The organism is Agrobacterium sp. AGB01, from assembly GCF_014851585.1.
Taxonomy (GTDB): domain Bacteria; phylum Pseudomonadota; class Alphaproteobacteria; order Rhizobiales; family Rhizobiaceae; genus Agrobacterium.
In genome coordinates, this window is the sequence record NZ_JACVAB010000001.1 from 1,199,543 (window position 1) to 1,223,538 (window position 23,996).

27 protein-coding genes and 1 pseudogene are annotated in these 23,996 nt (G+C 56.5%); 16 read left to right on the top strand and 12 right to left on the bottom strand.

Annotated features, from left to right (window positions below):
* Positions 1 to 48: 48 nt before the first annotated feature.
* The 4 genes from dprA to IB237_RS05690 form a co-directional block, all read right to left on the bottom strand.
* Positions 49 to 1,191 (bottom strand): DNA-processing protein DprA, encoded by a 1,143-nt coding sequence (dprA, locus tag IB237_RS05675; RefSeq protein ID WP_192487587.1) that lies wholly within the window; start codon positions 1,189 to 1,191, stop codon positions 49 to 51.
* A 31-nt stretch (positions 1,192 to 1,222) separates the two neighbouring features.
* Positions 1,223 to 1,840: a glycerol-3-phosphate 1-O-acyltransferase PlsY gene (gene plsY, locus IB237_RS05680; protein WP_192487588.1), complete on the bottom strand. Its 618-nt coding sequence runs from the start codon at positions 1,838 to 1,840 to the stop codon at positions 1,223 to 1,225.
* A gap of 112 nt (positions 1,841 to 1,952) precedes the next feature.
* Positions 1,953 to 3,242 carry a dihydroorotase gene (locus IB237_RS05685; RefSeq protein WP_192487589.1) on the bottom strand — a complete coding sequence of 430 codons (1,290 nt, stop codon included), beginning with the start codon at positions 3,240 to 3,242 and terminating at the stop codon, positions 1,953 to 1,955.
* Positions 3,239 to 4,180: an aspartate carbamoyltransferase catalytic subunit gene (locus IB237_RS05690; RefSeq protein ID WP_192487590.1), complete on the bottom strand. Its 942-nt coding sequence runs from the start codon at positions 4,178 to 4,180 to the stop codon at positions 3,239 to 3,241. Before IB237_RS05690 ends, IB237_RS05685 begins: the two co-directional genes overlap by 4 nt.
* 299 nt (positions 4,181 to 4,479) lie before the next feature.
* On the opposite strand from IB237_RS05690, the gene IB237_RS05695 reads away from it, so the two are divergent.
* From IB237_RS05695 to IB237_RS05715, 5 genes and pseudogenes are all read left to right on the top strand, one after another.
* The gene (locus IB237_RS05695; RefSeq protein ID WP_192487591.1) at positions 4,480 to 5,058 is read left to right on the top strand and encodes a LysE family translocator; all 579 of its coding nucleotides are present in this window, start codon (positions 4,480 to 4,482) and stop codon (positions 5,056 to 5,058) included.
* A gap of 124 nt (positions 5,059 to 5,182) precedes the next feature.
* Entirely contained in the window at positions 5,183 to 6,835 is a 1,653-nt protein-coding gene (locus IB237_RS05700) for an acyl-CoA dehydrogenase family protein (RefSeq protein WP_192487592.1), read from the top strand.
* 13 nt (positions 6,836 to 6,848) lie between these two features.
* On the top strand, positions 6,849 to 7,451 hold the full coding sequence (locus IB237_RS05705) for an AAA family ATPase (RefSeq protein WP_192487593.1): 603 nt from the start codon (positions 6,849 to 6,851) through the stop codon (positions 7,449 to 7,451).
* Positions 7,452 to 7,625: 174 nt separating this feature from the next.
* Positions 7,626 to 7,823 (top strand): annotated as a pseudogene (locus tag IB237_RS26535) (TetR/AcrR family transcriptional regulator); the annotation flags it as partial.
* Positions 7,824 to 8,640: 817 nt separating this feature from the next.
* Entirely contained in the window at positions 8,641 to 8,976 is a 336-nt protein-coding gene (locus tag IB237_RS05715; RefSeq protein WP_192487594.1) for a DUF6105 family protein, read from the top strand.
* Here IB237_RS05715 and ruvX read toward each other — a convergent pair.
* Positions 8,913 to 9,407: a Holliday junction resolvase RuvX gene (gene ruvX, locus IB237_RS05720; protein ID WP_192487595.1), complete on the bottom strand. Its 495-nt coding sequence runs from the start codon at positions 9,405 to 9,407 to the stop codon at positions 8,913 to 8,915. The two genes, IB237_RS05715 and ruvX, sit on opposite strands and share 64 nt — an antisense overlap.
* Before the next feature lie 96 nt (positions 9,408 to 9,503).
* Here ruvX and IB237_RS05725 point away from each other — a divergent pair, with 96 nt between their 5' ends.
* The 4 genes from IB237_RS05725 to IB237_RS05740 all read left to right on the top strand — a co-directional run bounded on the left by IB237_RS05725 (position 9,504) and on the right by IB237_RS05740 (position 12,750).
* Entirely contained in the window at positions 9,504 to 10,214 is a 711-nt protein-coding gene (locus IB237_RS05725) for a metal-dependent hydrolase (RefSeq protein ID WP_192487596.1), read from the top strand.
* 166 nt (positions 10,215 to 10,380) lie between these two features.
* Positions 10,381 to 10,668, top strand: coding sequence for an Asp-tRNA(Asn)/Glu-tRNA(Gln) amidotransferase subunit GatC (gatC, locus tag IB237_RS05730; protein WP_192487597.1), 288 nt, complete (start codon positions 10,381 to 10,383; stop codon positions 10,666 to 10,668).
* 118 nt (positions 10,669 to 10,786) lie between these two features.
* Positions 10,787 to 12,268 (top strand): Asp-tRNA(Asn)/Glu-tRNA(Gln) amidotransferase subunit GatA, encoded by a 1,482-nt coding sequence (gatA, locus tag IB237_RS05735; protein ID WP_192487598.1) that lies wholly within the window; start codon positions 10,787 to 10,789, stop codon positions 12,266 to 12,268.
* Complete coding sequence (locus IB237_RS05740; protein WP_371815237.1) at positions 12,259 to 12,750, top strand: GNAT family N-acetyltransferase; 492 nt, start codon at positions 12,259 to 12,261, stop codon at positions 12,748 to 12,750. Before gatA ends, IB237_RS05740 begins: the two co-directional genes overlap by 10 nt.
* Before the next feature lie 47 nt (positions 12,751 to 12,797).
* On the opposite strand, the gene IB237_RS05745 is transcribed toward IB237_RS05740, so the two are convergent.
* The gene (locus tag IB237_RS05745; RefSeq protein ID WP_192487599.1) at positions 12,798 to 13,055 is read right to left on the bottom strand and encodes a YjhX family toxin; all 258 of its coding nucleotides are present in this window, start codon (positions 13,053 to 13,055) and stop codon (positions 12,798 to 12,800) included.
* Positions 13,056 to 13,446: 391 nt separating this feature from the next.
* Here IB237_RS05745 and IB237_RS05750 point away from each other — a divergent pair, with 391 nt between their 5' ends.
* The gene (locus IB237_RS05750) at positions 13,447 to 13,956 is read left to right on the top strand and encodes a GNAT family N-acetyltransferase (RefSeq protein WP_192487600.1); all 510 of its coding nucleotides are present in this window, start codon (positions 13,447 to 13,449) and stop codon (positions 13,954 to 13,956) included.
* A gap of 21 nt (positions 13,957 to 13,977) precedes the next feature.
* On the opposite strand, the gene IB237_RS05755 is transcribed toward IB237_RS05750, so the two are convergent.
* Entirely contained in the window at positions 13,978 to 14,553 is a 576-nt protein-coding gene (locus tag IB237_RS05755) for a hypothetical protein (protein ID WP_210323813.1), read from the bottom strand.
* Between the two features lie 186 nt (positions 14,554 to 14,739).
* On the opposite strand from IB237_RS05755, the gene gatB reads away from it, so the two are divergent.
* The 5 genes from gatB (at position 14,740) to IB237_RS05780 (ending at position 18,327) form a co-directional block, all read left to right on the top strand.
* Entirely contained in the window at positions 14,740 to 16,242 is a 1,503-nt protein-coding gene (gene gatB / locus IB237_RS05760; RefSeq protein ID WP_192487601.1) for an Asp-tRNA(Asn)/Glu-tRNA(Gln) amidotransferase subunit GatB, read from the top strand.
* Positions 16,243 to 16,317: 75 nt separating this feature from the next.
* A complete protein-coding gene (locus IB237_RS05765; protein ID WP_192487602.1) occupies positions 16,318 to 16,815 on the top strand; it encodes a GNAT family N-acetyltransferase in 498 nt (165 codons plus the stop codon).
* Positions 16,812 to 17,285, top strand: coding sequence for a GNAT family N-acetyltransferase (locus IB237_RS05770; protein ID WP_192487603.1), 474 nt, complete (start codon positions 16,812 to 16,814; stop codon positions 17,283 to 17,285). The genes IB237_RS05765 and IB237_RS05770 overlap by 4 nt, the downstream gene beginning before the upstream one ends.
* A gap of 109 nt (positions 17,286 to 17,394) precedes the next feature.
* Positions 17,395 to 17,793 (top strand): NADH:ubiquinone oxidoreductase subunit NDUFA12, encoded by a 399-nt coding sequence (locus tag IB237_RS05775; RefSeq protein ID WP_192487604.1) that lies wholly within the window; start codon positions 17,395 to 17,397, stop codon positions 17,791 to 17,793.
* Between the two features lie 99 nt (positions 17,794 to 17,892).
* Positions 17,893 to 18,327 carry a DUF2155 domain-containing protein gene (locus IB237_RS05780; RefSeq protein ID WP_192487605.1) on the top strand — a complete coding sequence of 145 codons (435 nt, stop codon included), beginning with the start codon at positions 17,893 to 17,895 and terminating at the stop codon, positions 18,325 to 18,327.
* A 167-nt stretch (positions 18,328 to 18,494) separates the two neighbouring features.
* Here the strand turns inward: IB237_RS05780 and aat are convergent, their stop codons facing one another.
* The 5 genes from aat to IB237_RS05805 form a co-directional block, all read right to left on the bottom strand.
* Positions 18,495 to 19,109: a leucyl/phenylalanyl-tRNA--protein transferase gene (gene aat / locus IB237_RS05785; RefSeq protein ID WP_192487606.1), complete on the bottom strand. Its 615-nt coding sequence runs from the start codon at positions 19,107 to 19,109 to the stop codon at positions 18,495 to 18,497.
* 2 nt (positions 19,110 to 19,111) lie between these two features.
* The gene (gene accC, locus IB237_RS05790; protein ID WP_192487607.1) at positions 19,112 to 20,455 is read right to left on the bottom strand and encodes an acetyl-CoA carboxylase biotin carboxylase subunit; all 1,344 of its coding nucleotides are present in this window, start codon (positions 20,453 to 20,455) and stop codon (positions 19,112 to 19,114) included.
* Between the two features lie 11 nt (positions 20,456 to 20,466).
* Positions 20,467 to 20,949 carry an acetyl-CoA carboxylase biotin carboxyl carrier protein gene (gene accB, locus IB237_RS05795; RefSeq protein ID WP_192487608.1) on the bottom strand — a complete coding sequence of 161 codons (483 nt, stop codon included), beginning with the start codon at positions 20,947 to 20,949 and terminating at the stop codon, positions 20,467 to 20,469.
* Between the two features lie 27 nt (positions 20,950 to 20,976).
* A complete protein-coding gene (gene aroQ, locus IB237_RS05800; RefSeq protein WP_192487609.1) occupies positions 20,977 to 21,414 on the bottom strand; it encodes a type II 3-dehydroquinate dehydratase in 438 nt (145 codons plus the stop codon).
* 315 nt (positions 21,415 to 21,729) lie between these two features.
* Positions 21,730 to 22,497 carry a DsbA family protein gene (locus IB237_RS05805; protein WP_192487610.1) on the bottom strand — a complete coding sequence of 256 codons (768 nt, stop codon included), beginning with the start codon at positions 22,495 to 22,497 and terminating at the stop codon, positions 21,730 to 21,732.
* Between the two features lie 334 nt (positions 22,498 to 22,831).
* On the opposite strand from IB237_RS05805, the gene IB237_RS05810 reads away from it, so the two are divergent.
* Positions 22,832 to 23,953 carry a pyridoxal phosphate-dependent aminotransferase gene (locus IB237_RS05810; protein WP_371815255.1) on the top strand — a complete coding sequence of 374 codons (1,122 nt, stop codon included), beginning with the start codon at positions 22,832 to 22,834 and terminating at the stop codon, positions 23,951 to 23,953.
* Positions 23,954 to 23,996 lie beyond the last annotated feature (43 nt).

Consider the following 23,996-nt stretch of genomic DNA (forward strand, 5'->3'; position numbering starts at 1 on the left):
GGGTATTCCGATGCCATTTTACAATCGAAGATGGTTTTTTGGCCGTTTTCATCCATTGGAAATCAGCGATATCTTGCCGCCGGCATGGCGCTGGATGCGCCCGGCAATGTCCAGTTCCAACAGCACTAACATGATGGCCGATGCCGACAGACCTGTGTGGCGAATAATGTCATCCATCTCGACCGGCGAGGGGCCGAGCGCATTGGCAACCAGCGAACGGTCATCATCGCGCGGCTCGCTTATGTCGCTGTGTTGTACCGGTTCATTGATGTGGCCGAACAGCGGCAGATCGGGCGCGACCAACGGCGAGATAGCATCCAGCACGTCTTTTGCTTCGGTAATCAGCGTCGCACCGTCCTTGATAAGGCCGTTGGTTCCCTGACAGCGTGTGTCGAGCGGTGAGCCGGGAACCGCAAACACCAGCCGTCCGAAATCGCCAGCCAGTCGGGCCGTGATCAGAGAACCGGAACGTTGCGCCGCCTCGACAATGATGACGCCCAGCGAAACACCGGCAATCAATCGGTTACGGCGTGGAAAGTCACGGGCACGTGGCTCCCAGCCAAACGGCATTTCGCTGATGGTCACGCCGCCATTGGCGTAGATTTCATCCAGCAGCGAAAAGTTTTCCGGCGGATAGGGGCGGTCCAGTCCGCCGGCCAGCATGGCGACGGTGCCTGTTGCAAGGCTGGCTCGATGGGCGGCCGCATCTATGCCGCGTGCCAGACCGGAGGCGATCGTATAGCCTTCACGCCCGCAATCGCGCGCCATCATTGCCGCAAATTTTACACCGTTGATCGACGCGTTGCGGGAACCGACAATGCCAATGCTGGGGCGAGTTGCCGTGCGGCCGTCACCTCTCATGGCAATCAGCGGCGGCGCAGCATCAATTTCCTTGAGGGCTGGCGGATAGTCCGCCTCACCAATGCCGACGAAGCGCGCGCCAAAACGCTGGGCGATTTCAAGTTCGCGCTCAGCTTCGTTCAAGGTGGTAATATGAAGGTTGCGGGTGGAACCGCCCCGCCGCGACAGATCGGGCAGGGCATCCAGTGCCTTTTCGGCGCTGCCAAAATGATTGATCAACTGGCGGAAGGTTGCAGGGCCGATATTTTCGCTGCGGATAAGCCTCAGCCATGCAATTTTCTGTTTTTCGGAAAGCGGCATGCCGCTCGGTCTTGCACCGTCATCCGGCATTTCGCGCCCCCGCTTAGGGCCGCACATGCTGTCAGCCCTTTTTCCCTATCTTGCTTTCCGTGCCGGCAATCAGTCTGGCAATGTTTTCGCGGTGTTTCCACCAGGAAATGATGCTCAGCAACGACACCAGCAGGGCCGTCTTTTCCGGGCCCAGTATCCACAATGCAACCGGAATGACAAGCATTGCAACCAAGGCGGAAAGCGAGGAATAACGCGTGGTGAAGGCGCACAGCAGCCATATCAGCGCAAAGGCCAGCATCACGCGCCAGTCAACACCCAGCAATACGCCGATATAGGTGGCAACACCCTTGCCGCCCTTGAAACCCAGCCAAACCGGGAACAGGTGACCGATAAAGGCAAAAAAGCCAGCAACCAGCGAGGCTTCATAACCCCAGAGCTTGGCTGCGAGAAGCACAGCAACCGTGCCTTTCAGCGCATCGCCCACCAGTGTTGCGGCAGCCAGCTTCTTGTTGCCGGTGCGCAGGACATTGGTCGCGCCGATATTACCGGAACCGATCTTGCGCACATCGCCCAATCCGGCCATGCGCGTCAAAAGCAGGCCAAACGGAATGGAACCGAGCAGGTAGCCGAGAAGTGCAGCCGCCGCCAGAAGGGCAGGCGCCGTTTGCAAAGTCATGAGTTCACTCATTCAGTCCCCCTTATGCGCATCGGCTAGAGAACCGGACCCAATTTCCGGAAAGCCGATGCGTCATTCTATATATAGAGCATTGTTGTGTAGTGTCTTTAAAGACGCCCGTGCTCTACGCGCTGTAAACCAGCTTGCCTGCCACATAGGTCGAAACTGCCCGGCCACTAAACCGCGCATCTTCAAACGGTGTGTTCTTGGATTTCGACACCAGTGCGTCCCGTGAAACCAGCCATGGCTCGTCGAGATCGATCAGCGTGATATCCGCCTTTGCACCCGGCTTGAGCGTGCCGGCATCCAGACCGAAAATCTGTGCCGGACGGGTGGACAGCGCATCGATCAGACGCATCAATGGCACATGGCCGCTGTGGTGCAGACGAAGTGCTGCCGCCAGCATGGTTTCCAGACCTACGGCACCGCTTGCAGCGTCACCAAACGGCAGGCGCTTGGTGTCAACGTCCTGCGGGTCATGCGAAGACACGATGATGTCGATCGTGCCGTCCTTCAGCGCTTCAACCATGGCCATGCGATCATCTTCAGCGCGCAAAGGCGGCTGCAGCTTGAAGAAGGTGCGGTATTCACCAATGTCGTTTTCGTTGAGTGTCAGGTGGTTGATGGAGATGCCGCTGGTGGCTTTGACGCCACGGGACTTGGCAACCTTGATCGCTTCTGCCGATTCCGGCACGGAAATCTTGGCCGCGTGGTAGTTGGCGCGGGTCAGACCGGCAATGCGCAGGTCACGCTCCAGCGGAATGATCTCGGCTTCTTTCGGCACGCCGGACAGGCCCAGCCAGCTCGCAAAAAGCCCCTCATTCATGTCGCCACTGCCGATATATTTGTCGCGGGTTTCAAGGGCGATCACCGCGCCCAATTCACGGGCATAGGTCATGGCACGGCGCAGAACCAACGTATCGGGCAGCGTATGGCGACCATTGGTGAAGGCGACCGCACCGGCTTCCTGTAACAGGCCGAACTCGGTCATTTCCTCACCCTTCAACCCCTTTGTCAGGGCCGCTGCCGGGTGCACGTTCACGATGGCCTTGTCACGCACCATCTTTTTGACGAACTCGACCAGCGCGATATCGTCGATGACAGGATCGGTGTCCGGCATCATGATGAAAGACGTCACGCCACCGGCGGCCGCTGCGCGCGACGCGGATTCGATGGTTTCGCGGTGTTCGGCACCGGGTTCGCCAATAAATACGCGGGCATCGACCAGACCGGGAACGGCAAGCAGACCCTTGGCGTCACGCACGGTGGCACCTTCAGGCGTGCCCTGGTTCTGCGCATCCTTGCCAGCGGCGAGGATCGTGCCATCGGCGTCAATGATGATCGTGCCGGTTTCATCGATATTGCGGGACGGGTCGATGATACGGGCGTTCTTGAGAACGGTTGCGACGCTCATGCGCGTTCTCCCTGATTTTGCGACAGAAGCAGGGTTTCCATGACGGCCATGCGCACGGCAACACCCATTTCCACCTGGCTTTCGATCACGCTCTGCGGGCCATCGGCCACTTCGGAGGCAATTTCAACACCACGGTTCATCGGGCCGGGGTGCATGACCAGCGCGTCTTCCTTGGCAGCTTTCAGCTTTTCGGCATCCAGTCCGTAATAATGGAAATATTCGCGCACCGAAGGCACGAAGGAGCCGGCCATGCGCTCACGCTGCAAACGCAGCATCATGACCACGTCGGCGCCTTTCAGACCCTCCGCCATGGAGTGGTAAACTTCCACACTCATGTCGGCGATGCCGGATGGCAGCAGAGTTGGCGGCGCAACCACACGCACCCGCGCACCCATTTGGTTCAGGAGAATGATGTTGGAGCGGGCAACACGCGAATGCAGCACATCACCGCAGATCGCAACCGTAATGCCGGATAGACGGCCCTTGGCGCGACGGATCGTCAGCGCATCAAGAAGCGCCTGAGTCGGGTGCTCATGCTGGCCGTCGCCAGCATTGACCACAGAGCAGGCCACTTTTTGCGCCAGAAGTGCTGCCGCACCAGCCGAGGAGTGGCGCACAACAAGCACGTCCGGCCGCATGGCGTTCAGTGTCATGGCCGTATCGATCAGCGTCTCACCCTTTTTGACGGAGGAGTTGCCGACCGACATGTTCATCACATCGGCGCCAAGACGTTTTCCGGCCAGTTCAAACGACGACTGTGTACGGGTGGATGCTTCGAAAAACAGGTTGATCTGTGTCAGACCACGCAGAGTGGTGGTCTTTTTCTCGCGCTGACGGCTGATTTTGACAGCCTCATCGGCCTTGTCGAGAAGAGTGGTGATATCCTGATGGGAAAGGCCCTTGATGCCAAGCAGATGGCGGTGGGGGAAGAAGACCATGCGGTGTGCCTCCTGACGGGCGCCGCATCTTCCCTTGAAAATGCCCGGAACGCCCGAATGCTGTATCCGTGCGCTCCCATTCGCTGTGAACACGCCTGTGGAGTGCCGCGGAATTCGGTCCTGCGCTCTATAGAGAACGCATTGGCGTGGGGCAAGCGTCCGATGGTGGATGAATGTGAAAACGTGGTGATGTTTCCCCCACTTGCTTTATATCAAGGCGTGAACCGTGGTGAACGGGCAGTGTCGGGACAGGTTAAACGGTCAATACGGCCGTTCAGGGTAAATTGGAATCGAGAGAAATGCAGTCCTATTCCGCTTTTGCATTTGCCATTCTTGCGCTGTTGCTGACACCAGGCCCGACAAATACGCTTCTTGCCTTGTCCGGTGCCGGGCGAGGGGTGCGTGCATCGCTGCCTTTGATGCTAGGCGAAATCTGCGGTTATCTGCTGGTTGTAGTGCCTCTGACCATGCTGGCATCAGAGTTTCTGGCCACGCACACCGCCATTTCGCAGGCAATCAAGCTGTGTTCGGCGGTCTGGGTATCGTTTCTGGCGATTCGCCTGTGGACATTGCCACAGTCCACATCCACCGCACACGCCATCACCGTGCGCCGCGTTTTCATCACCACATGCCTTAACCCCAAGGCAATCATCATCGCACTCGTTTTAATGCCGCAGGGGTCGGTCGCGGAACTTCTCCCCTATATCGCCATGTTTTCCATGCTGATCGTCTGTGTGGCGCTGGTCTGGTTGTCGGCCGGTTCGTTCTTGATACGCGGCGCCAGCGAACATTCGCCACGGCTGGTACGCTGCGTTGCCTCGGTATTTCTGATGGTACTGTCGCTTGGCCTTGCCGGAAATGTCTTCGGTATTTTGTAAGGCTGGTTGCGAGGTAGAGAAAGTTGCACATGGGGGAATGGAATTGCCACGACAGCTTCTGATGGGTGCCATTATACAATATGACCCCCATGCAATTTGGAAAAAACTCAGCTAGAAGCAATTCATGACTCAGAATTCCCGGACTGAAGAAGCGCTCGCCGAATTGAATCAACCTGCCCCATGGGCGGAAATCAATGCCTATCGCTCGGACCCTCTTATCGTTGACCTGACATCGGATCTGGCGCGCCCGTTGCGTGACGAATTCGACCAGCTTGGACGCTATGTTACCTCGCCTGAGGCGCAGGAACTTGCCCGCATGGCCAATCAGGGCGTGCCGCAGTTGCGCACCCATGGTCCGCGAGGCGAGCGTCTGGATCAGGTGGAGTTTCATCCGGCATGGCATGCGTTGATGCGCCGTTCCATGGCGTCAGGCCTGCATTCCAGCGCCTGGGAAACCAATCCCGATACCCGTGGCAACGAGCATAAGGCACGTGCCACGCGGTTTTATCTGACAGCACAGCTTGAAGCCGGCCATCTTTGCCCGTTGACCATGACCAGCGCCTCGGTGGCCGCGCTCATGGCATCGCCACGCGTGCAGAAGGAATGGGCGCCGAAAATCCTGTCGCGCAAATATGATTCGACCAACAAGCCGGCCATGCAGAAAACTGCCGTCACTGTCGGCATGGGCATGACGGAAAAGCAGGGTGGCACTGATGTGCGTGCCAACCGCACCAGCGCAGAACGGGTGGGCGAGGGCATCTACCGCCTGTCCGGCCACAAGTGGTTCCTGTCGGCGCCAATGAGTGACGGTTTCGTCATGCTGGCGCAGATGGGCGAGGGCATGGGCTGCTTCCTGGTGCCGCGCATTCTCGAAGATGGTTCGTCCAACGGCCTGCGTCTGCAGCGCCTGAAGGACAAGCTCGGCAATCGTTCCAACGCGTCGGCGGAAGTCGAATTCACCGATGCCTTCGGGTACATTCTGGGCGATCCCGGTACCGGCATTCGCACCATTCTCGACATGGTCACGTTAACACGGCTTGATTGCGCGCTGGCATCGGCCGGCATTATGCGAGCCTCGCTGGCGGAAGCGGTGCATTATACCCGTGGTCGTCAGGTGTTTGGCAAAAACCTGATCAGCCAGCCGATCATGACCCGTGTACTGGCCGATATGGCACTGGATGTGGCAGCTGCCACGGCGCTGTCTTTCCGTTTGGCCTCGGCCTTTGACAATGCCCGTAACAATCCGGCCGAAGCCGCTTATGCACGCGTCATGACGCCCGCGGTCAAATACTGGTGCTGCAAGATCGCGCCTGCCTTGATCTACGAATCCATGGAATGCCTGGGTGGCAATGGTTACGTCGAAGAGCGTCCAATTGCCCGTCATTACCGTGAAGCCCCTGTGAATGCCATCTGGGAAGGCTCCGGCAACGTCATGGCGCTGGATGTCCTGCGGGTGCTGGAACGCGGCAAGGATCTTTTCGATCTGGTGTTCAGTGTGCTGGAACGGGATCTTGGCCCTTCGGGCAAGAAGACCACCGAAGTTCTGCGTGCCGCCATTGCGCTGTGCGAGCGTGATGAGGGTGCTGCCCGCCTGCTGATCGAACAGCTGGCACTGGCCGCAGCCGCTGCCGAACTGTGCCGACTGGGGGCAGGGCGCATCGCCGATGCCTTCCTGGAAACCCGTCTGGCGGGTGGCTGGCGCTCGACCTATGGCATGCTGGATTCGCGCTTCGACGCCTCATACATCGTTGACCTGCTTTATCCGCCTGTTTCATAAACCCTGACTGCCCATGACAGCCTTGATCGAAAATATCTATGATCCGGCGCTGGTTGAGGGGCAGTCCTCGCGTTTCATCATCCTGACTGGCTGCTCGGGCGGCGGAAAGTCCGCGTTGTTGTCAGAACTGGCAAAACGTGGTTTTGACGCCTGCGAGGAACCGGGCCGCCAACTGGTCAAGGAACAACTTTATATTGGCGGCGATGCGCTGCCTTGGCAAAACCTGTCGGCTTTCATCGATCTGACGATTTCGCGTTCCATCAATTTCATGATCGAGGCTGCCAAACGTCCCGGCGTGACGTTTTTTGATCGCGGTATTATCGATCAGATCAGTGGCGCGGCCCATGCCGGTCTTGAACCAAAACCGTGGTTTGAAACGGCGGCCCGCCGCTTCAGGTATAACGAGACGGTATTTGCCGTTCCGCCATGGCGGGAAATCTACCAGACGGACAGCGAAAGGCAGCATGGTTTTGACGATGCTGTGGCCAGTTACGAGGCCTTGATTCAAAGTTACAGCGATTATGGCTATCGCGTTGTAACGATTCCCAAAACAAATGTTGAGGATCGTGCGGATTTTCTGCTGAAAACAATTTCCAATCGCGATTCTATGCAGTAATCCGGCTAACAGCATGTCTCCCGGTGGTGAAACACATCAGGAGCAAAGACAGGCGACACAACATGACAACAGACAAGTCGCATGAATCAGATTGATGACGCAGCGCGCCGATGACGGCGCACCGCGTTGAAAGTTTTTTCTGTTTCCGGCAACAACAACAGACAGTTAGACGCCTTGCTCGAATCGATACTTGAAACAAAACCGGCCCCGCGCATCAAGGATCGCGCCGCGACGGAAAAGATCATCTTCAATGCCGCAAAAGCTTTGCTGGCAGAGGAAGGCTTTCAGGGCTTCGGCATCAACGCCGTTGCGCGCCGTGCTGGCTGCGACAAGCAATTGATCTATCGTTATTTCGGTGGGCTCGAAGGTCTGGTCGATGCAATTGGTGAAGACCTGGGCTCCTGGGTCAAGGACCGCATTCCTGAAGACACCGGCGGCATGTTTCTGCTGACCTATGGCGACCTGATGGAAAAGCTGGCGCTTTATTTCATGGATGCGCTGCGCGAGGATCCGCTGGTCTGCAAGATCGTTGCCTGGGAAGTGTCTGACAGTTCCCCGCAGGTGACCCGTCTGGCGGAAGCCCGTGCCAAGTCGTTAGCCAAGTGGCTGGAACGCATGAAGGGATCGCTGGCGGCACCCAAGGGTGTTGATACCGCCGCCGTTAATGCCGTTCTGTTCGGCGCTATCCAGCACATTGTTATTTCCGCTGCCACCAGCGGCCAGTTTGCCGGTGTCCCAATGAAGACGTCGAAAGATTGGGAAAAAATTGAAACCGCTGTGAAGCGACTGGTGAGGGGCGTTTACGGCTGAGATCGCCTATCTAGCAATGTATATAAGTGAATCAAAATACAAACCCGTCGGAACTTATCCGACGGGTTTTTGTTGTTTTGGCGGACGGAAAGTTTTCCACAGTTGGACGGCTGTCGTTAACCATGTTTTCATGTTGTGTTTGCGCCATCAATTCTGCAGGTCCACATTACGTTAATGATTTGTTAACCATGCGCCGGTTGAGCGTATGCAGAGGAACCGCCGTGTACCGTTGGATATCCTTGTGCGTCATGATGACGTTTTTTGCATTCTTGCCGTTGGACATTTATGCTCCGACTGTGAACCTGTGTATAATGGCCTTTGCCAGATGGATCGTCGTGTCCGGTCTGCCTTACGGTGTGTTTAATCAGGAGCAGGCGGCATGAAGTGGTTTCTGATTTTGTGGGCCGGGCCAATCACGCTTCTGGGTAGCTGGTATGGCCTGTCATACTACGACATGAGCTTCGGCATCTTCATGCTGACGCGTGAAGCGCATGAGTTGGTGTTCAATATCTATGGAAATATTCTCGGCATTCCGCCCGAGACAATTCCGCCATTGGTGGCACGCGCCATCGTGGTCGACAGTCTGATCGTGTTTGCGATCATGGGCTTTCGCAAGCGCAAGGCCATTGCCAAATGGTGGCGGGGAAATGCTCAGTCTTCAGATGGCAGCGAGATCGTCCTGCCAAGTGCCGACAATCTGTCCAGAGCGCCTTGAAGAATAAAGCTGGCGGCGGCCGAATCGATGCGTTCGGCCCGCTTGGCACGGGAAACATCCATTTCCAAAAGCGCACGTTCTGCCGCAACCGTTGAAAGACGCTCATCCCAATAGACAAAGGGCAGGTCGGTTTTTTCACCCATCGAGCGCACGAAGGCGCGAGTTGCCTGAACGCGTGGTCCCGCAGAACCGTCCATGTTCATTGGCAGGCCTATAACAAAGGCCAGAACTTTTTCCTTCGCCGCGAAATTCAGCAAAACCTGCGCATCCTGCGTAAACTTTACCCGTTTGATCACCGGACGAGGGGTGGCAAACCGTCGTGAAAGATCCGACATGGCAAGGCCTATGGTCTTGGTGCCAAGGTCGAGCCCGGCAATCGCCTGTCCCGGTTGGAGAACCTGCGCCAGTTCCTCTATGGTAATGCTCGCCATGGTTCTGCCCTGTCATGATGTGTTTATCGTTGCTGACATATGACATTTTCTGCCGTAACAGAAACGAAAATCTGAATTGAAATCAGGAGATACACGATGAAACTGACATGGCTTGGTCACTCCGCTTTCCGTCTTGAAACCGGAAATGCCAAAATTCTCATCGATCCGTTCCTGACGGGCAATCCATCCTTCACCGGCCAGGACGCCAAGGATGTCGCAAGCGGCATCACCCATATCCTGCTGACCCACGGTCACGGTGACCATGTTGGCGATACGGTGCGCCTGGCGCAGGAGACGGGTGCCACGGTTCTGGCCAATGCCGATCTCGGTGCATGGCTTGGCACCAAGGGCGTTGAAAAGATCGAAGTCGGTAACACTGGCGGCACCGTCGCGTTCGAAAAGTTCGGCTTTTCCGCCACCTTCACCAATGCGCTGCATTCTTCAGCACAGATCACTGAAGACGGCGTTTCACATGCACTCGGCAATGCCAATGGCCTGATGCTGCATTTCGAAGACGGTCCAACCGTCTACCACATGGGCGACACGGATATTTTCTCCGACATGGCGCTGATCAACGAGTTGCACCAGCCTGAAGTTGGTCTGGTGCCGATCGGTGACCGCTTCACCATGGGTGGTGCGGTTGCAGCGCTCGCCTGCCAACGTTATTTCAACTTCCGTTATGTCGTGCCTTGCCACTATGGCTCGTTCCCGATCGTCGACCAGACACCGGAAAAGTTCGTCGCTGGCATGGAAGGGGCCCAGTCCACGGTTGAAACGCCGAAAGCCGGGGCAAGCATCACGTTCTGATATTCTACCGTTGCGAATGACGGGCATGAACATTATAGCGAAGTAAAGCAGTTTCAGGAAAACCGGCCGCCGGTTTTTGCTGGAAACAGCACAAGAACACGAAAGGGCCGGTCACAGCTCCCGAAAGGGCGGTTACCGGCTCTGGATATTCCATCGGAGAAGAAACATGTCCGTCGATCTCGCCACCGTAAAACGCGTTGCGCAACTTGCCCGTATTGCCGTCACCGAAGACGAAGCAAACCAGATGCTGGGCCAGCTGAATGGCATCCTTGGCTTTGTGGAGCAGCTCTCGGAAGTGAATGTCGATGGCGTTGAGCCAATGACATCAGTTACGCCGATGGAGATGCGCAAGCGTGCCGATGCTGTGACTGATGGCAACAAGGCGGAAGACATTGTCGCCAATGCGCCGGTGTCCGAACGGAACTTCTTCATGGTTCCAAAGGTCGTCGAGTAAGCCGTGGATACACTGGTGCGAAACGCGTGACGCAGTTTTGCAAATGACAGTGCCAGACAGGAACTTGATAACCGCATTTGCCAGTCCGATTTTCTAAAATTCGAAAGCCGTTGCCGATATGACCGAACTGACCAGCCTCACCATTGCCGAAGCACGCGAGAAACTGCAGGCGAAGGACATTACCGCCGTCGAACTGACGGACGCCTATCTTGCGGCTATTGATGCTGCCAATGAAAAGCTGAACACCTATGTCGCCACCACGCCTGAAAAGGCACGTGAGATGGCAAAAGCGTCTGACGAGAAGCTGGCCGCAGGCAAGGGCGGTGCGCTCGAAGGCATTCCGCTTGGCGTCAAGGACCTGTTCGCCACGCGCGATATCCACACGCAGGCATGCTCGCACATTCTCGATGGCTTCAAGCCAAAGTACGAATCGACAGTCACCCAGAACCTGTGGAATGCTGGTGCGGTTTTGCTGGGCAAGCTGAACATGGACGAGTTCGCAATGGGCTCTTCCAACGAAAGCTCTTATTACGGTCCAGCCATCAACCCATGGCGTGCCAATGGTTCTGACCAGAACCTGGTGCCTGGGGGTTCGTCCGGTGGTTCGGCTGCTGCCGTTGCTGCACATCTGTGCGCCGGTGCAACCGCAACCGATACCGGCGGCTCCATCCGTCAGCCTGCTGCCTTCACCGGCACAGTCGGCATCAAGCCAACCTACGGCCGTTGCTCGCGCTGGGGTATCGCAGCCTATGCATCCTCGCTCGATCAGGCAGGTCCGATTGCCCGCGACGTGCGCGACGCAGCCATCCTGTTGAAGACCATGGCAAGCGTCGACACAAAGGATACCACGTCGGTTGATCTGCCGGTACCGGACTATGAAAAGGCCATCGGCCAGTCGCTAAAGGGCCTCAAGATCGGTATTCCAAAGGAGTACCGCATCGATGGCATGCCGGAAGAAATTGAAAAGCTCTGGGCACAGGGTATCGAGTGGCTGAAGGATGCGGGCGCCGAGATCGTCAACATCTCCCTGCCGCACACCAAATACGCTCTGCCAGCCTATTACATCGTCGCACCTGCCGAAGCCTCGTCCAACCTTGCCCGTTATGACGGCGTTCGTTACGGCCTGCGCGTTGACGGTGGCAACATTGCCGAAATGTACCAGAACTCCCGTGCTGCCGGTTTCGGCAAGGAAGTTCAGCGTCGTATCATGGTTGGCACCTATGTGTTGTCGGCCGGTTATTATGATGCCTATTACCTCAAGGCGCAGAAGGTTCGCACGCTGATCAAGCGTGACTTCGAAAATGTCTTCCATGAAGGCGTTGATGCCATTCTGGCGCCAATCACCCCGTCGTCTGCATTCGCCATTGGTGATGAGGAACTGGCATCGGATCCAGTCAAGATGTACCTGCAGGACGTGTTCACCATTACGGTCAACATGGCTGGTCTGCCGGGTCTTTCGGTTCCGGCCGGACTTGATGGCAAGGGTCTGCCGCTTGGTCTGCAGCTCATCGGCAAGCCGTTCGAGGAAGAAACGCTGTTCAAGACAGCTCACGCCATTGAGCAGGCCGCAGGCAAGTTCACGCCTGCCAAGTGGTGGTAAGCACCTTTTACATTCGCGCTATAAACGAGGCTGACCGTGAAGCGGTCGGCCTCGTTGGTTTTCGGGCATGGCAATCCAGCAATGCATTCGAGGATGTCTATCTCGATCCATCGGTCATTGAGCGTGTCCGGGGTGAATTTGCGCAATTTGCCGCCACATCAACCAGCGATATCGCAGTGGTCGAGATCGACGGTGAGATTGCCGGCTGGGGTGCGCGGGATGGTGAGCCCAACCACATTTCTGACCTTTGGGTGGGCCCTGAATGGCAGGGGCGTGGCTTCGGTCGGGCACTGGTCGAGTATTTTCTGCAGAAGATGCGCGCAGCCGGCATCGGGGCAGTGACGATCAGCACCCACGCCAAAAACGTCTCAGCCATCCGCCTTTACGAACGGTGCGGTTTTCAAATCGTCTGGCAGGGCCAGCAATGGTCTGACAGCATGAAGGTGGAACTGCAAAAGGTGCGGTTGGAACAGGTGCTCTAATCTGCGGAGATGAACCGGGCAGCAATGCTACTGCCCGGCACAGCCATTTACCTGTTGTCGAGTTCACCGCGTACCAGTTCCAGCCCGCGTGTGGTGATGCGATAAGGCTTGCCACCGGCAGAGGCGATGGCCCGCTTGCGTTTCAGCTTGCGGAAGGTCTCGAGGTTGAGGCCGCTGAAAATCCAGCCGTCACGGGTGTAAAGGCTCAGCTTTTCGATTTTGCGATTGTCGTCTCGAACGAGTTCTATTCTGCCGCCTTGCGCGAGCAGGTGAAGGATGCGCTGTTCGGCGCGTGAAATGTCCATTTTCGGAAATCCGGTCGGCGTCCTCAAGGACGCATGAAAACACACCCGGCTGCCATAAAGGCATCCGGCTCGGTTTCATTTGGGTCCGGCGCGCAAGATACTTGCGGGCAGGGCCGTTACCGGGACTCCGATTGAGAGAACATAAAGGCTCCTTCGTTACATTTTCTGGTTAGCGAGCAGGGCCGCCATGGTCAAGTCCAGGTGATTCTCGTGTTGTGCGCATCCTGTTTCAATCCGTGTTGCTGTGTTCGCATGGCCACGGAAAGCTGGTCACGGCGGTAATTAATACAACTCTCAAATATACATGTTGAATGAAGAGCTTGGCAAAAGCTTGTACTGGTCAAATGTGGGAATGAATGGTCTACTGCAACCGGACGATCGGAGGTAGCATTTGGTCAGCATACGCAATGCGCGGGAAGACGAAGCGGCATCACTTGCAGCCCTGGGGTTGCGGGCCTGGGAAATGGCCATGGCGCCGATTGGCGTTACCAAAGCGCTCAGTGAGAACGCCCGATCTGCCTTTGAAAATTTCACGCTGTCTTCGTGGCTGAGCATTACGGTCGCAGACCTGGATGGCGAAATTGTCGGTTGGGCGGCACGCGAACACTTCGATGACAAGATCAGTGATTTCTGGATAGCGCCGGAATATCAGCGCAAAGGCGTGGGGGCACTGCTTCTTGCCGATGTCGAGCGGGAAATTATCGAGCAGGGCTTCACATCGGTGCGGGTTGAAAGCCATGCCCAGAACGAGCAGGCTATCGCCTTTTTCCAGAAGCATGGCTACAGCGTGAACTGGTTGACCGTGACCTATGCGCCGAAGCTGGACCGCGACGTGCAATCCATCGGCTTGAGCAAGCAGCTGGTCGAGGAGCCGAAGGATACCTACGGCCCCGGATTTTGAGGTGTTGCACAGCCGCCCGAATTATGGGGCAGGCGACACGATCTCATAGGTGCATTTGAACGACGCGGCGGCGATCCGGTAGGTGTCCTTTTCGTCTGACGGCACCTGCACAATGGCATCGCCCGGCTTGGCAACCATGCTTTCACCCCAAGGCGCGGTGAAGGTAAAGGCACCGGTTTTCTCCGACACGATGAAATAGTTCATCTCGCTGCCTAGCGGCTTGAAGGCGCTGTAACCCTGCGCATCGGCTTTTGATTGCGCCTCGCCATAACGCTGTGGAAACTTGGCGGCATTGACCAGGATCTCCTCGTTGCCGGTTTCCGGGCAACGGTTGCGAACAACCCAGTCACCGGCTTCTGCCGGTTTGGATTTGGTCTCGACACCTTCACCCTTGATGATGGTCACGATAACCTCTCCCGCCACCGCGGGGCGGGCATCGACGTCCTTGGTCTTGCGGGCAATGCCCGTCAGTTTCTGTGCCTTGGCGTCGGTCATCAGGGCAACCTGATCCTTGACCGGTGCATCCTGGGCAGGCGCCATGCCGGCAAAAAAGAGGCTGGCTGCGAGTGATCCGTAAAAGAGCGAAGTTTTGTTCATGGCGATGATCTCTGTGTGAGGCGCAAAACGCTGACGGAACCGATAGAGTGCGGAGCGTTACCCAATATATTTTCCAATTGTGTGACAAGGCAACTTGTCTCGGCTTCAACAGCGCGACAAGTCTTGCGCATGCAGCACATTTGTTTTACCCCACAAACAGAAAAGAATGTATCCCGCGAGCTTGATATGACCCTTGTAGATGTGCGCACACCAGATCCGAAACGCTTCATTCCCGGTGCTACCGGCGATTGGGAAATTGTAATCGGAATGGAAGTCCACGCACAGGTTTTGTCCAATTCGAAACTGTTCTCAGGCGCATCCACGTCGTTCGGCAATGCGCCAAACGCCAACGTGTCGCTGGTTGATGCTGCCATGCCAGGCATGTTGCCGGTCATTAACCAGGAATGTGTCGCGCAGGCCGTTCGTACAGGTCTTGGCCTAAAGGCCCAGATCAACAAGCGTTCGATCTTTGACCGCAAGAACTATTTCTATCCGGATCTGCCGCAGGGCTACCAGATTTCGCAGTTCAAGGACCCGATTGTCGGCGAGGGCAAGATCATCATCTCGCTTGGACCGGACCGCCAGGGCAATTTTGAAGATATTGAAATCGGTATCGAGCGTTTGCATCTGGAACAGGATGCCGGCAAGTCGATGCATGACCAGCACCCGACAATGTCGTTTGTTGACCTTAACCGTTCGGGCGTTGCCTTGATGGAAATCGTCTCCAAGCCTGACATGCGCTCGGCCGATGAAGCCAAGGCCTACATGACCAAGCTGCGCGCCATCGTGCGTTACCTTGGCACCTGCGATGGTAACATGGACGAAGGCTCGATGCGCGCTGACGTCAACGTTTCCGTGCGCAAGCCGGGCGGCGAGTTTGGCACACGTTGCGAAATCAAGAACGTCAACTCCATCCGTTTCATCGGTCAGGCCATCGAATCCGAAGCCCGTCGTCAGATAGGCATTCTCGAAGATGGCGGTTCGATCGATCAGGAAACTCGCCTGTTCGATCCGGTCAAGGGCGAAACCCGCTCGATGCGCTCCAAGGAAGATGCGCATGACTACCGTTATTTCCCCGATCCGGACCTGCTGCCGCTGGAATTCGATGACGCGTTCATTGAAAGCCTGAAGGCTGACCTGCCGGAACTGCCTGACGACAAGAAAGAGCGTTTTGTCAGCGAGCTCGGTCTGTCGGTTTATGACGCTTCCATTCTGGTGTCTGAAAAGGCAATTGCCGATTATTATGAAGCCGTTGCGGCTGGTCGCGATGCCAAGCTGGCTGCGAACTGGGTTATCAACGACTTGCTGGGCGCCTTGAACAAAGCCAGCAAAGGCATTGAAGAGACTCCTGTTTCTGCCGATCAGCTCGGTGGCATCATTGACCTCATCAAGGCTGAAACGATCTCCGGCAAGATCGCCAAGGACCTGTTCGAAATCGTCTGGAACGAAGGCGGCAACCCGGCAGAGATCGTTGAAAGCCGTGGCATGAAGCAGGTGACAGACACCGGCGCCATCGAAAAGGCTGTGGATGAAATCATCGCCGCCAACCCGGATCAGGTCGAAAAGGTCAAGGCAAAGCCGACCCTTGCCGGCTGGTTCGTTGGTCAGGTGATGAAGTCTACCGGCGGCAAGGCCAATCCACAGGCCGTCCAGGCTCTGGTCAAGGCCAAGCTGGGCATAGAAGAATAAGGTCGTTTTGACAGAGATGGGGCCGGGACCGGAAAAGGTGCCCGGCCTTTTCTTTTTAGAAAAAGGAATTTTATCATGTTTTTCGTTCGCACCGCGAGTGAGCGCGATATTGAGAAAGTTCGCACATTGCTGGCCCAGACATGGCACGCTACCTATGACCCGCTCTACGGTAAGGACAAGGTCACGCAGATGATTGCCAGCTGGCATTCGCCACAGGCCATCAAGGAGCGCATCGAGAAAAAGGGCGGGGAGTTTCTGGTTGCAGATGACGGCAAGCGTCTGGGCGGCATGGGATATGCTGCCATGTCCACCAAGATGACCAAGACGGCATTGTTGTATCAGCTTTATGTTGCGCCGGAATTCCAGCGTCAGGGCGTTGGCCGGGACATTTTTGCCGAACTGGAAACCTGCTTCCCCGACGCGGAAATCATGCGCCTAGAGGTCGATCCCAACAACAAGCCCGCGATTGCCTTCTATCAAGGTGTTGGTTTTGTCGAGGTGGATGAAATCGATCGTATGGCCGGCGTTGACGGTTTGCCGGGCATCGTCATGGAAAAGAGCCTGCGCAGATGAAGATACCGGCCGAACAACTGACGATTCGTGAGGCGCAGGAGCGTGATATTCCAGCGCTCGCCGCCATTTACGCCGCTGACGAGGTTGGCTCGCACGGCGACACGACCGACCCGGAGGCGCTTGCTGATTACAGCAGGGCCTTTGATGCCATTGCTGCATCTCCCAATGAAAGCCTGTATGTGGTGGAGTTGGAAGGCGAAATCGTCGGTACGTTCCAGACGGTCGTTCTCAACAAACTGGTCGGCCGTGGATCGGTTTCCATGGCCATGGAAGCCGTGCAGACGCGGTCTGACATGCGCGGGCAGGGTATTGGCGCCATCATGGTCGATTACTGCATCGACAAGGCAAGAAAGCTGGATATCGGCACGGTGCAGCTCGTTTCGAACGTGGCCAGGCTGGACGCGCATCGCTTTTACGAACGGCTTGGCTTCGAGAGGCGACATTTCGGCTTCAGAATGAAGCTGAAATAACATTGTGATGGTTGGAAATACTGGACAATCGCGCCGCATGGCGGCATAAGCTGATGCCAGCATGCTGCGCTTGCGTAGGCGCTTGCATGGGCAAGCCGAAGGAACGGATATGAAGACTCTTATCACTCAAATCTTCACCTGGTGGAATGGCCAGACGATCGGAGCGCGCTTTCACACATGGCGTTTCGGCAAGAAGGTAGGGCAGGACGAGTTGGGTAATATCTACTACGAAGGCGGCACCACCTCCTGGGGCATGCCGCGTCGTTGGGTTGTCTACAACGGTTACGCAGAAGCTTCCGCAATTCCGCCAGGCTGGCACGGCTGGATGCACTACCGCACCGATGTGCCTCCTTCGCAGGAAGACTACAAGCCGCGCGACTGGCAGAAGGCACACCAGCCAAACCTCACAGGCACGTCGCAGGCTTATCGCCCGAAGGGCTCGCTTGCTGTTCCTGGCGAACGTCCTCGCGTGACTGGCGACTACGACGCCTGGACACCGGGCAACTGAATCCGGCTGCTGCACGCTTTTCGCCATATTCGCACTATAGCTGGAAAGCAGGTTTGCTTTGGCGTGCTTGCGGTTTCAATTCTTGAGGGACGGTTTGATATGAGGAAATTCACGCGGGATGGTTCTTTGCGTGTGCTGGCTGTTATTGCACTGGCATGCCTGCCTTCCCTCGCAGTGGTGAACAATGCCGCCGCGGAGCGTATTTCCAACAAGGTTGCTGTCTTCTCCGGTATCGACAAGATTACCGGCCGCATCACTTCTTTCGATGTCTATATCGATGAGACCGTACAGTTCGGCGCGTTGCAGGTGACACCGAAGGTCTGTTATTCGCGTGACGAAACCGAAGCGCAGAAGATCGATTCGTTTGTCGAGGTCGATGAAATCACCCTCGATCGTAAGGTGCGTCGCATCTTTACCGGCTGGATGTTCGCAGACAGCCCCGGTCTCAATGCCGTTGAACACCCGATCTATGACGTTTGGCTGACGGGCTGCAAGCAGCAGTCGGAAGTCGTTGCTCCATCGCAGACCAACTGATCGAGCCGTCGCGCTCCTCGGAAAACCATAGACTTTTCAAAACAGACACATGACGACCAAGCGCCTCTGCCTTTGATTGGCACGCGCTTTTTGTGCTGAAATCTCGGTGGTGTCGTTCTGGCCAGTGAAGAGCTCACGCCGCAGGTGAGGGGCTCAGATGCTGGCCCTTAAAAACGAATCGTCGGCCGGTCGACGGCCTTTTCCAGCAGCTTGGCATAATCTGCCTTGGGAACGTCGATGGCACCGAAGGTCATCAAATGTTCGGTCGTGAACTGCGTATCGAGTAGGGTAAAGCCCTTTTCCCGCAACCGCTCGACCAGATAGACGAGGCAGATCTTCGACGCGTTGGTGCGGCGGGAAAACATGCTTTCACCGAAGAATGCCGAGCCTAGAGACACCCCGTAAAGTCCGCCAACCAGTTCATCGCCTTCCCAGGCCTCAACACTGTGGGCGTGGCCCATCATGTTCAACTCGCTGTAAAGCGCGCGGATGGTGGCATTGATCCAGGTGCTGGGCCGGTCGGAGGCTTCCGCCGCGCAACCGCCAACCACGGAATCAAACGCCGTGTCGAAGCGGATATCGAACGGTTTGCGCCTGATGGCTTTGGCAAGACTTTTGGAAACATGGAAAGCGTCGAGAGGAATGATGCCTCTGACTTCTGGCTCGACCCAGAAAATTTCAGGGTCGTCAGCCGAATCGGCCATGGGAAACAGGCCAACGGAATAGGCGCGCAGCAGTATCTCGGGTGTTATTTCCGCGTTTCTGCTGCGTCGCCCAGCCATTTTTAGTGTGCGTCACCGGCCAGATATTTTTCCAGCCAGTGAATGTCGTAGTCACCCTTCAAGATGTCCTCGTTCTGCAGGAGGTCCTGGAACAGGGGCAGGGTGGTCTTGATGCCATCCACAACGAACTCGTCGAGCGCGCGGCGCAGACGTGCAATGCACTCCTCACGGTTACGACCATGCACAATCAGCTTGCCGATCATGCTGTCGTAATAAGGCGGGATCTTGTAGCCCTGATAGGCACCGGAATCGACGCGAACGCCAAGACCACCTGGTGTGTGGAAATAGGTCAGCGTACCAGGAGATGGGACGAAGGTGCGTGGGTCTTCAGCATTGATACGGCATTCGATGGCATGGCCATTGAACTTGATATCAGCCTGCGTAACCGAGAGGCCCTGACCGGAAGCAACGCGGATCTGCTCCTGCACGAGGTCCATGCCGGTGATGGCTTCCGTGACTGGATGCTCCACCTGCAGACGGGTGTTCATTTCAATGAAATAGAACTCGCCGTTTTCGTAAAGGAACTCGATGGTGCCTGCACCGCGATATTTCAGCTTGCGCATGGCGTCGGCGCAAATCTCGCCAATGCTCATCCGCTGCTCGACGGTCAGAGCAGGAGAGTTTGCTTCTTCCAGGACCTTCTGGTGGCGGCGCTGCAAGGAGCAATCGCGTTCACCCAGATGCACGGCATTGCCTTCACCGTCACCGAAGACCTGAACTTCGATGTGGCGTGGTTTGCCCAGGTATTTTTCCATGTAGACAGCGTCGTTGCCGAATGCTGCCAGAGCCTCGGAGCGGGCCGTGGAAACGGCTTCGTCCAGATCGGCCTCGGTCTTGGCAACCTTCATGCCACGGCCGCCACCGCCTGCCGTTGCCTTGATAAGCACCGGGAAGCCGATCGACTTGGCGATTTCCATCGCGTTTTCCGGCTTCACTTCACCATCAGAGCCGGGAACGACGGGGATACCCAGTTCCTGTGCTGTCTGCTTGGCGGTGATCTTGTCACCCATGATGCGGATATGGTCAGCGGTCGGTCCGATGAAGGTAATGCCATGCGCATCGAGAATGTCTGCGAACTTGGCATTTTCCGACAGGAAGCCGTAACCGGGGTGAACGGCATCCGCGCCGGTGATTTCGCACGCCGCAACAATCTGGTGAATGTTGAGGTAGCTGTCACGCGACGGAGGAGGGCCGATGCAAACGCTTTCATCAGCAAGGCGCACATGCATCGCATCCGCATCCGCCGTGGAATGCACGGCAACGGTTGGAATGCCGAGTTCCTTGGCGGCGCGCAGTACTCGAAGCGCGATTTCGCCACGGTTTGCTATGAGGATCTTGGATACCATGCTTATCCGCCTTATTCGATGACCACGAGGGCTTCACCATACTCCACAGGCTGAGCGTCGTTGACGATGATTTCCGTGACCTTACCGGACTTTGGAGCCGGGATCTGGTTCATGGTCTTCATGGCTTCAACGATGAGAAGCGTCTGGCCTTCCTTGACGGTGGCACCAACTTCGATGAATGCGCGGGCGCCTGGAGCTGGCGACAGGTAAACCGTGCCGACCATAGGCGAAGTAACGGTGTTTGCCGGGTTGCGGGCAGGGGCAGCAGACGCCGCTGGCGCTGCGAGCGGGGCCGGTGCTGCAGGGGCAGCTGGTGCCGGTGCTGCATAAGCAGGAGGAGCCGCTGCGTAAACGGTTGCTGCCGGTGCGGAGCGCGAAACGCGAATGCGCAGGTCGTCCTGCTCGATTTCGATTTCCGACAGGTCGGTGTCGTTGAGAATGTTCGCGAGATCGCGGATCAGTTCCTTGTCGATACCGTTTTTCTTTTCAGCCATAACGAGACCCTATTCTCTTGTTTATTCTTATTGCGTGATATTCTTCAGTGCGTTGAGCGCCATGATGTAGCCGTAGGGGCCGAAGCCGCAAACCATGCCTTTGGCGGCGGGCGCTATCATCGATTTGTGGCGGAATTCCTCGCGGGCGTGGATATTGGAAATGTGCACTTCCAGTACCGGCACGGAAATAGCGCGAATGGCGTCATGCAACGCAATTGACGTATGCCCGTAAGCACCCGGATTGATGACGACGCCGATCGCGCGGTCGTCGGCTTCGTGAAGCCAATCGACCAGCACACCTTCATGATTGGACTGGCGGCAATCCACCTCAAAGCCGAGCGACTGGCCTGCCTCGCGGCAATCCTGCTCAATATCTTTCAAGGTTTTTCCGCCGTAAATACCTGGCTCCCGCTTCCCAAGCATGTTCAGATTGGGGCCGTTGAGGACGAGGACTAGCTTGCTCATGTACGGTTCCGTCAAAAATTCAGCGCCACCTATAGACTTTAAGGCGATCAAGGAAAAGCCCTGTTCGCCTTAAAGCACGGGTTGTCCTTAATCTTATGGTCATGAAGAGCATTTTGATGTGGATTGTTTGATTGAAACGGCAAGGCCCGTGCTACTGCGCGGCATGAGCGTGATTCCTGCTTTGGCACAGAATAACCGCTCGTAACTGTCTGCAAGGGAATATTTCTTGTCAGCGGGATGACTAGGGCCGGTGGCAATTCCCGTGACCGGCACGGGAATTGAAGACCTTGAGGACGCAAGGCGCCGGCTGCTCTGTTACGAGCAGGTTGCCTTGCCGCAGGTGCGCATATTGGCAATCTTCTCTTTCAGTGGATCAGCGCCAACGGCGCCGAAAACGGCCTCGGTGCCGATGATGTAGGATGGAGTGCCGGTAATGCCGAGGTTGTTGGCAAGCGAATAGGCTTCCTGAACCTGCGGGGTGTTGGGGCTTTCTTCCATCGACTTGCGGATGGCAGCCTCATCGATACCGAGCGAGGTTGCGACTTCCATGGCGCTGTCTTCATTGGCGCGACCGGTGCTGCCAAGCAGCGTGCGCTGGAATTCCGGGTACTTCTCCGGCGCCACCAACTTCACGGCATTGGAAACCTTGTGGGCGGCCAGCGACTCAGGACCGAGGATCGGAAATTCCTTGAGCACGACGCGAATGTTCTTGTCGGACTTCAGGATGTCGTCCATGTCGCTCATGGCGCGCTTGCAGTAACCGCAGTTGTAATCGAAGAACTCGACGAGCGTCACGTCACCCTTCGGGTTGCCGAGGCTGATATCGAATTTCGATTCGAAAAGCGCTTTCTGGTTGCTGCTAACCGCCTCTGATGCCTTGGCGTTGCGTGCCTCTGACTGTTTGCGCTCAAGCGCATCCTGCACTTCCAGCATGATCTCCGGATTGGCGATCAGGTATTCCTTGATATACGCGCCGATTTCCTTTTTCTGCTGGTCATCCAGTGCGTGAGCAGGGGCGCTGATGCCAACTGCCGAGAAGGCCATGACGCTGGCAAGCGTTGCGGATGCTAGTGAAAATTTCATTTCGGCCTCGTTGTCATTGAAAGACGGTAGCAAACATATGGTGCGGTGTTTGCAGATTAATTCATTTTACGGCAAGCCATAAACGCCACAACCGAAAAAATAGCGCCCATTGTCGCGGCGGCTGGATTGTTATTGGCAAAAGAATGCGGCAAGTCTCCGACTTGAAAGCGGCCCACGTCCTCAAAACAACACATCCCTGTGCGCTACAGTTTTACCACCACACATCTTGCTTCACTAAACCCTAACCATTTTGGGGGCTGATGCTGGAGAAAATAAGAGAGGCTTCGTTTTGATTCCTGTTTCCAGCCGCAGTGCCGTTGAACCCTTCCATGCCATGGACATTTTGGCCGAAGCCAATCGCCGCAAGAAAGATGGTCGCCCCGTCATTTCCATGTCGCTTGGCCAGCCAGCCCATCCCGCGCCCAAAGCCGCTCTCGCGGCGGCCAGCGAAGCGCTGAAACACGGGCGGATTGGTTACACCGATGCGCTTGGCCTGCTTGAGCTGCGTGAAGCCATTGCCGGTCACTACCGCGTGCAGCATGGCATAGATGTTGACCCGGCGCGCATTGCGGTAACGACAGGCTCTTCCGCCGCCTTCAATCTGGCATTTCTGAGCCTGTTCGATGCGGGTGATACGGTTGCTATCGCCAGACCTGGCTACCCGGCCTATCGTAATATTCTCAAAGCACTCGGCCTGAAGGTTGTGGAAGTGCCTGTTACGGCTGAAACGGGCTTTACGCTGACGCCAGCAAGCCTCGAGCGGGCTGAAACGATTGCCGGCTGCAAGCTGAAGGGCGTTCTGCTGGCAAGTCCAGCCAACCCCACCGGTACCGTCACCGGACGTGAGGCACTGAAGCGGCTGGCAACCTATTGTGAAAGCCGCTCCATCGCGTTCATTTCCGACGAGATCTACCACGGACTGACATTTGTCGGCGAGGAAACCTCCGCGCTGGAAATCACTGATCAGGCTGTCGTCATCAATTCATTCTCGAAATATTATTGCATGACCGGCTGGCGTGTCGGCTGGATGGTGCTGCCGGAAAGTCTGGTGCGCCCGGTCGAATGTCTTGCGCAGAGCCTTTACATTTCTGCTCCGGAACTGTCGCAGATTGCTGCTGCCGCCGCTTTTGGTGCAGCTGAAGAACTGGACGTCTACAAGGAAAGCTACCACACCAATCGTGACTTCCTGATGGAGCGTCTGCCACAGATCGGCCTGCCGCTGGCGTCGCCGATGGATGGTGCCTTTTACGCCTATGTCGATGTTAGCCGCTTTACCAATGACAGCATGGATTTCGCAAAGCGGATGCTCACGGAAATCGATGTTGCAGCCACTCCGGGCATGGATTTTGACCCCACAGAGGGGCACCGAGCCCTGCGTATTTCCTATGCCGGTTCCGTGTCTGATATCGCCGAGGCGGTTGGCCGCATGGCCGGCTGGCTGAAAGAAAAGCGCTGATTTCAGCGCTTTGATCTAAGGGATAAAAGAATCTGATTTCAGT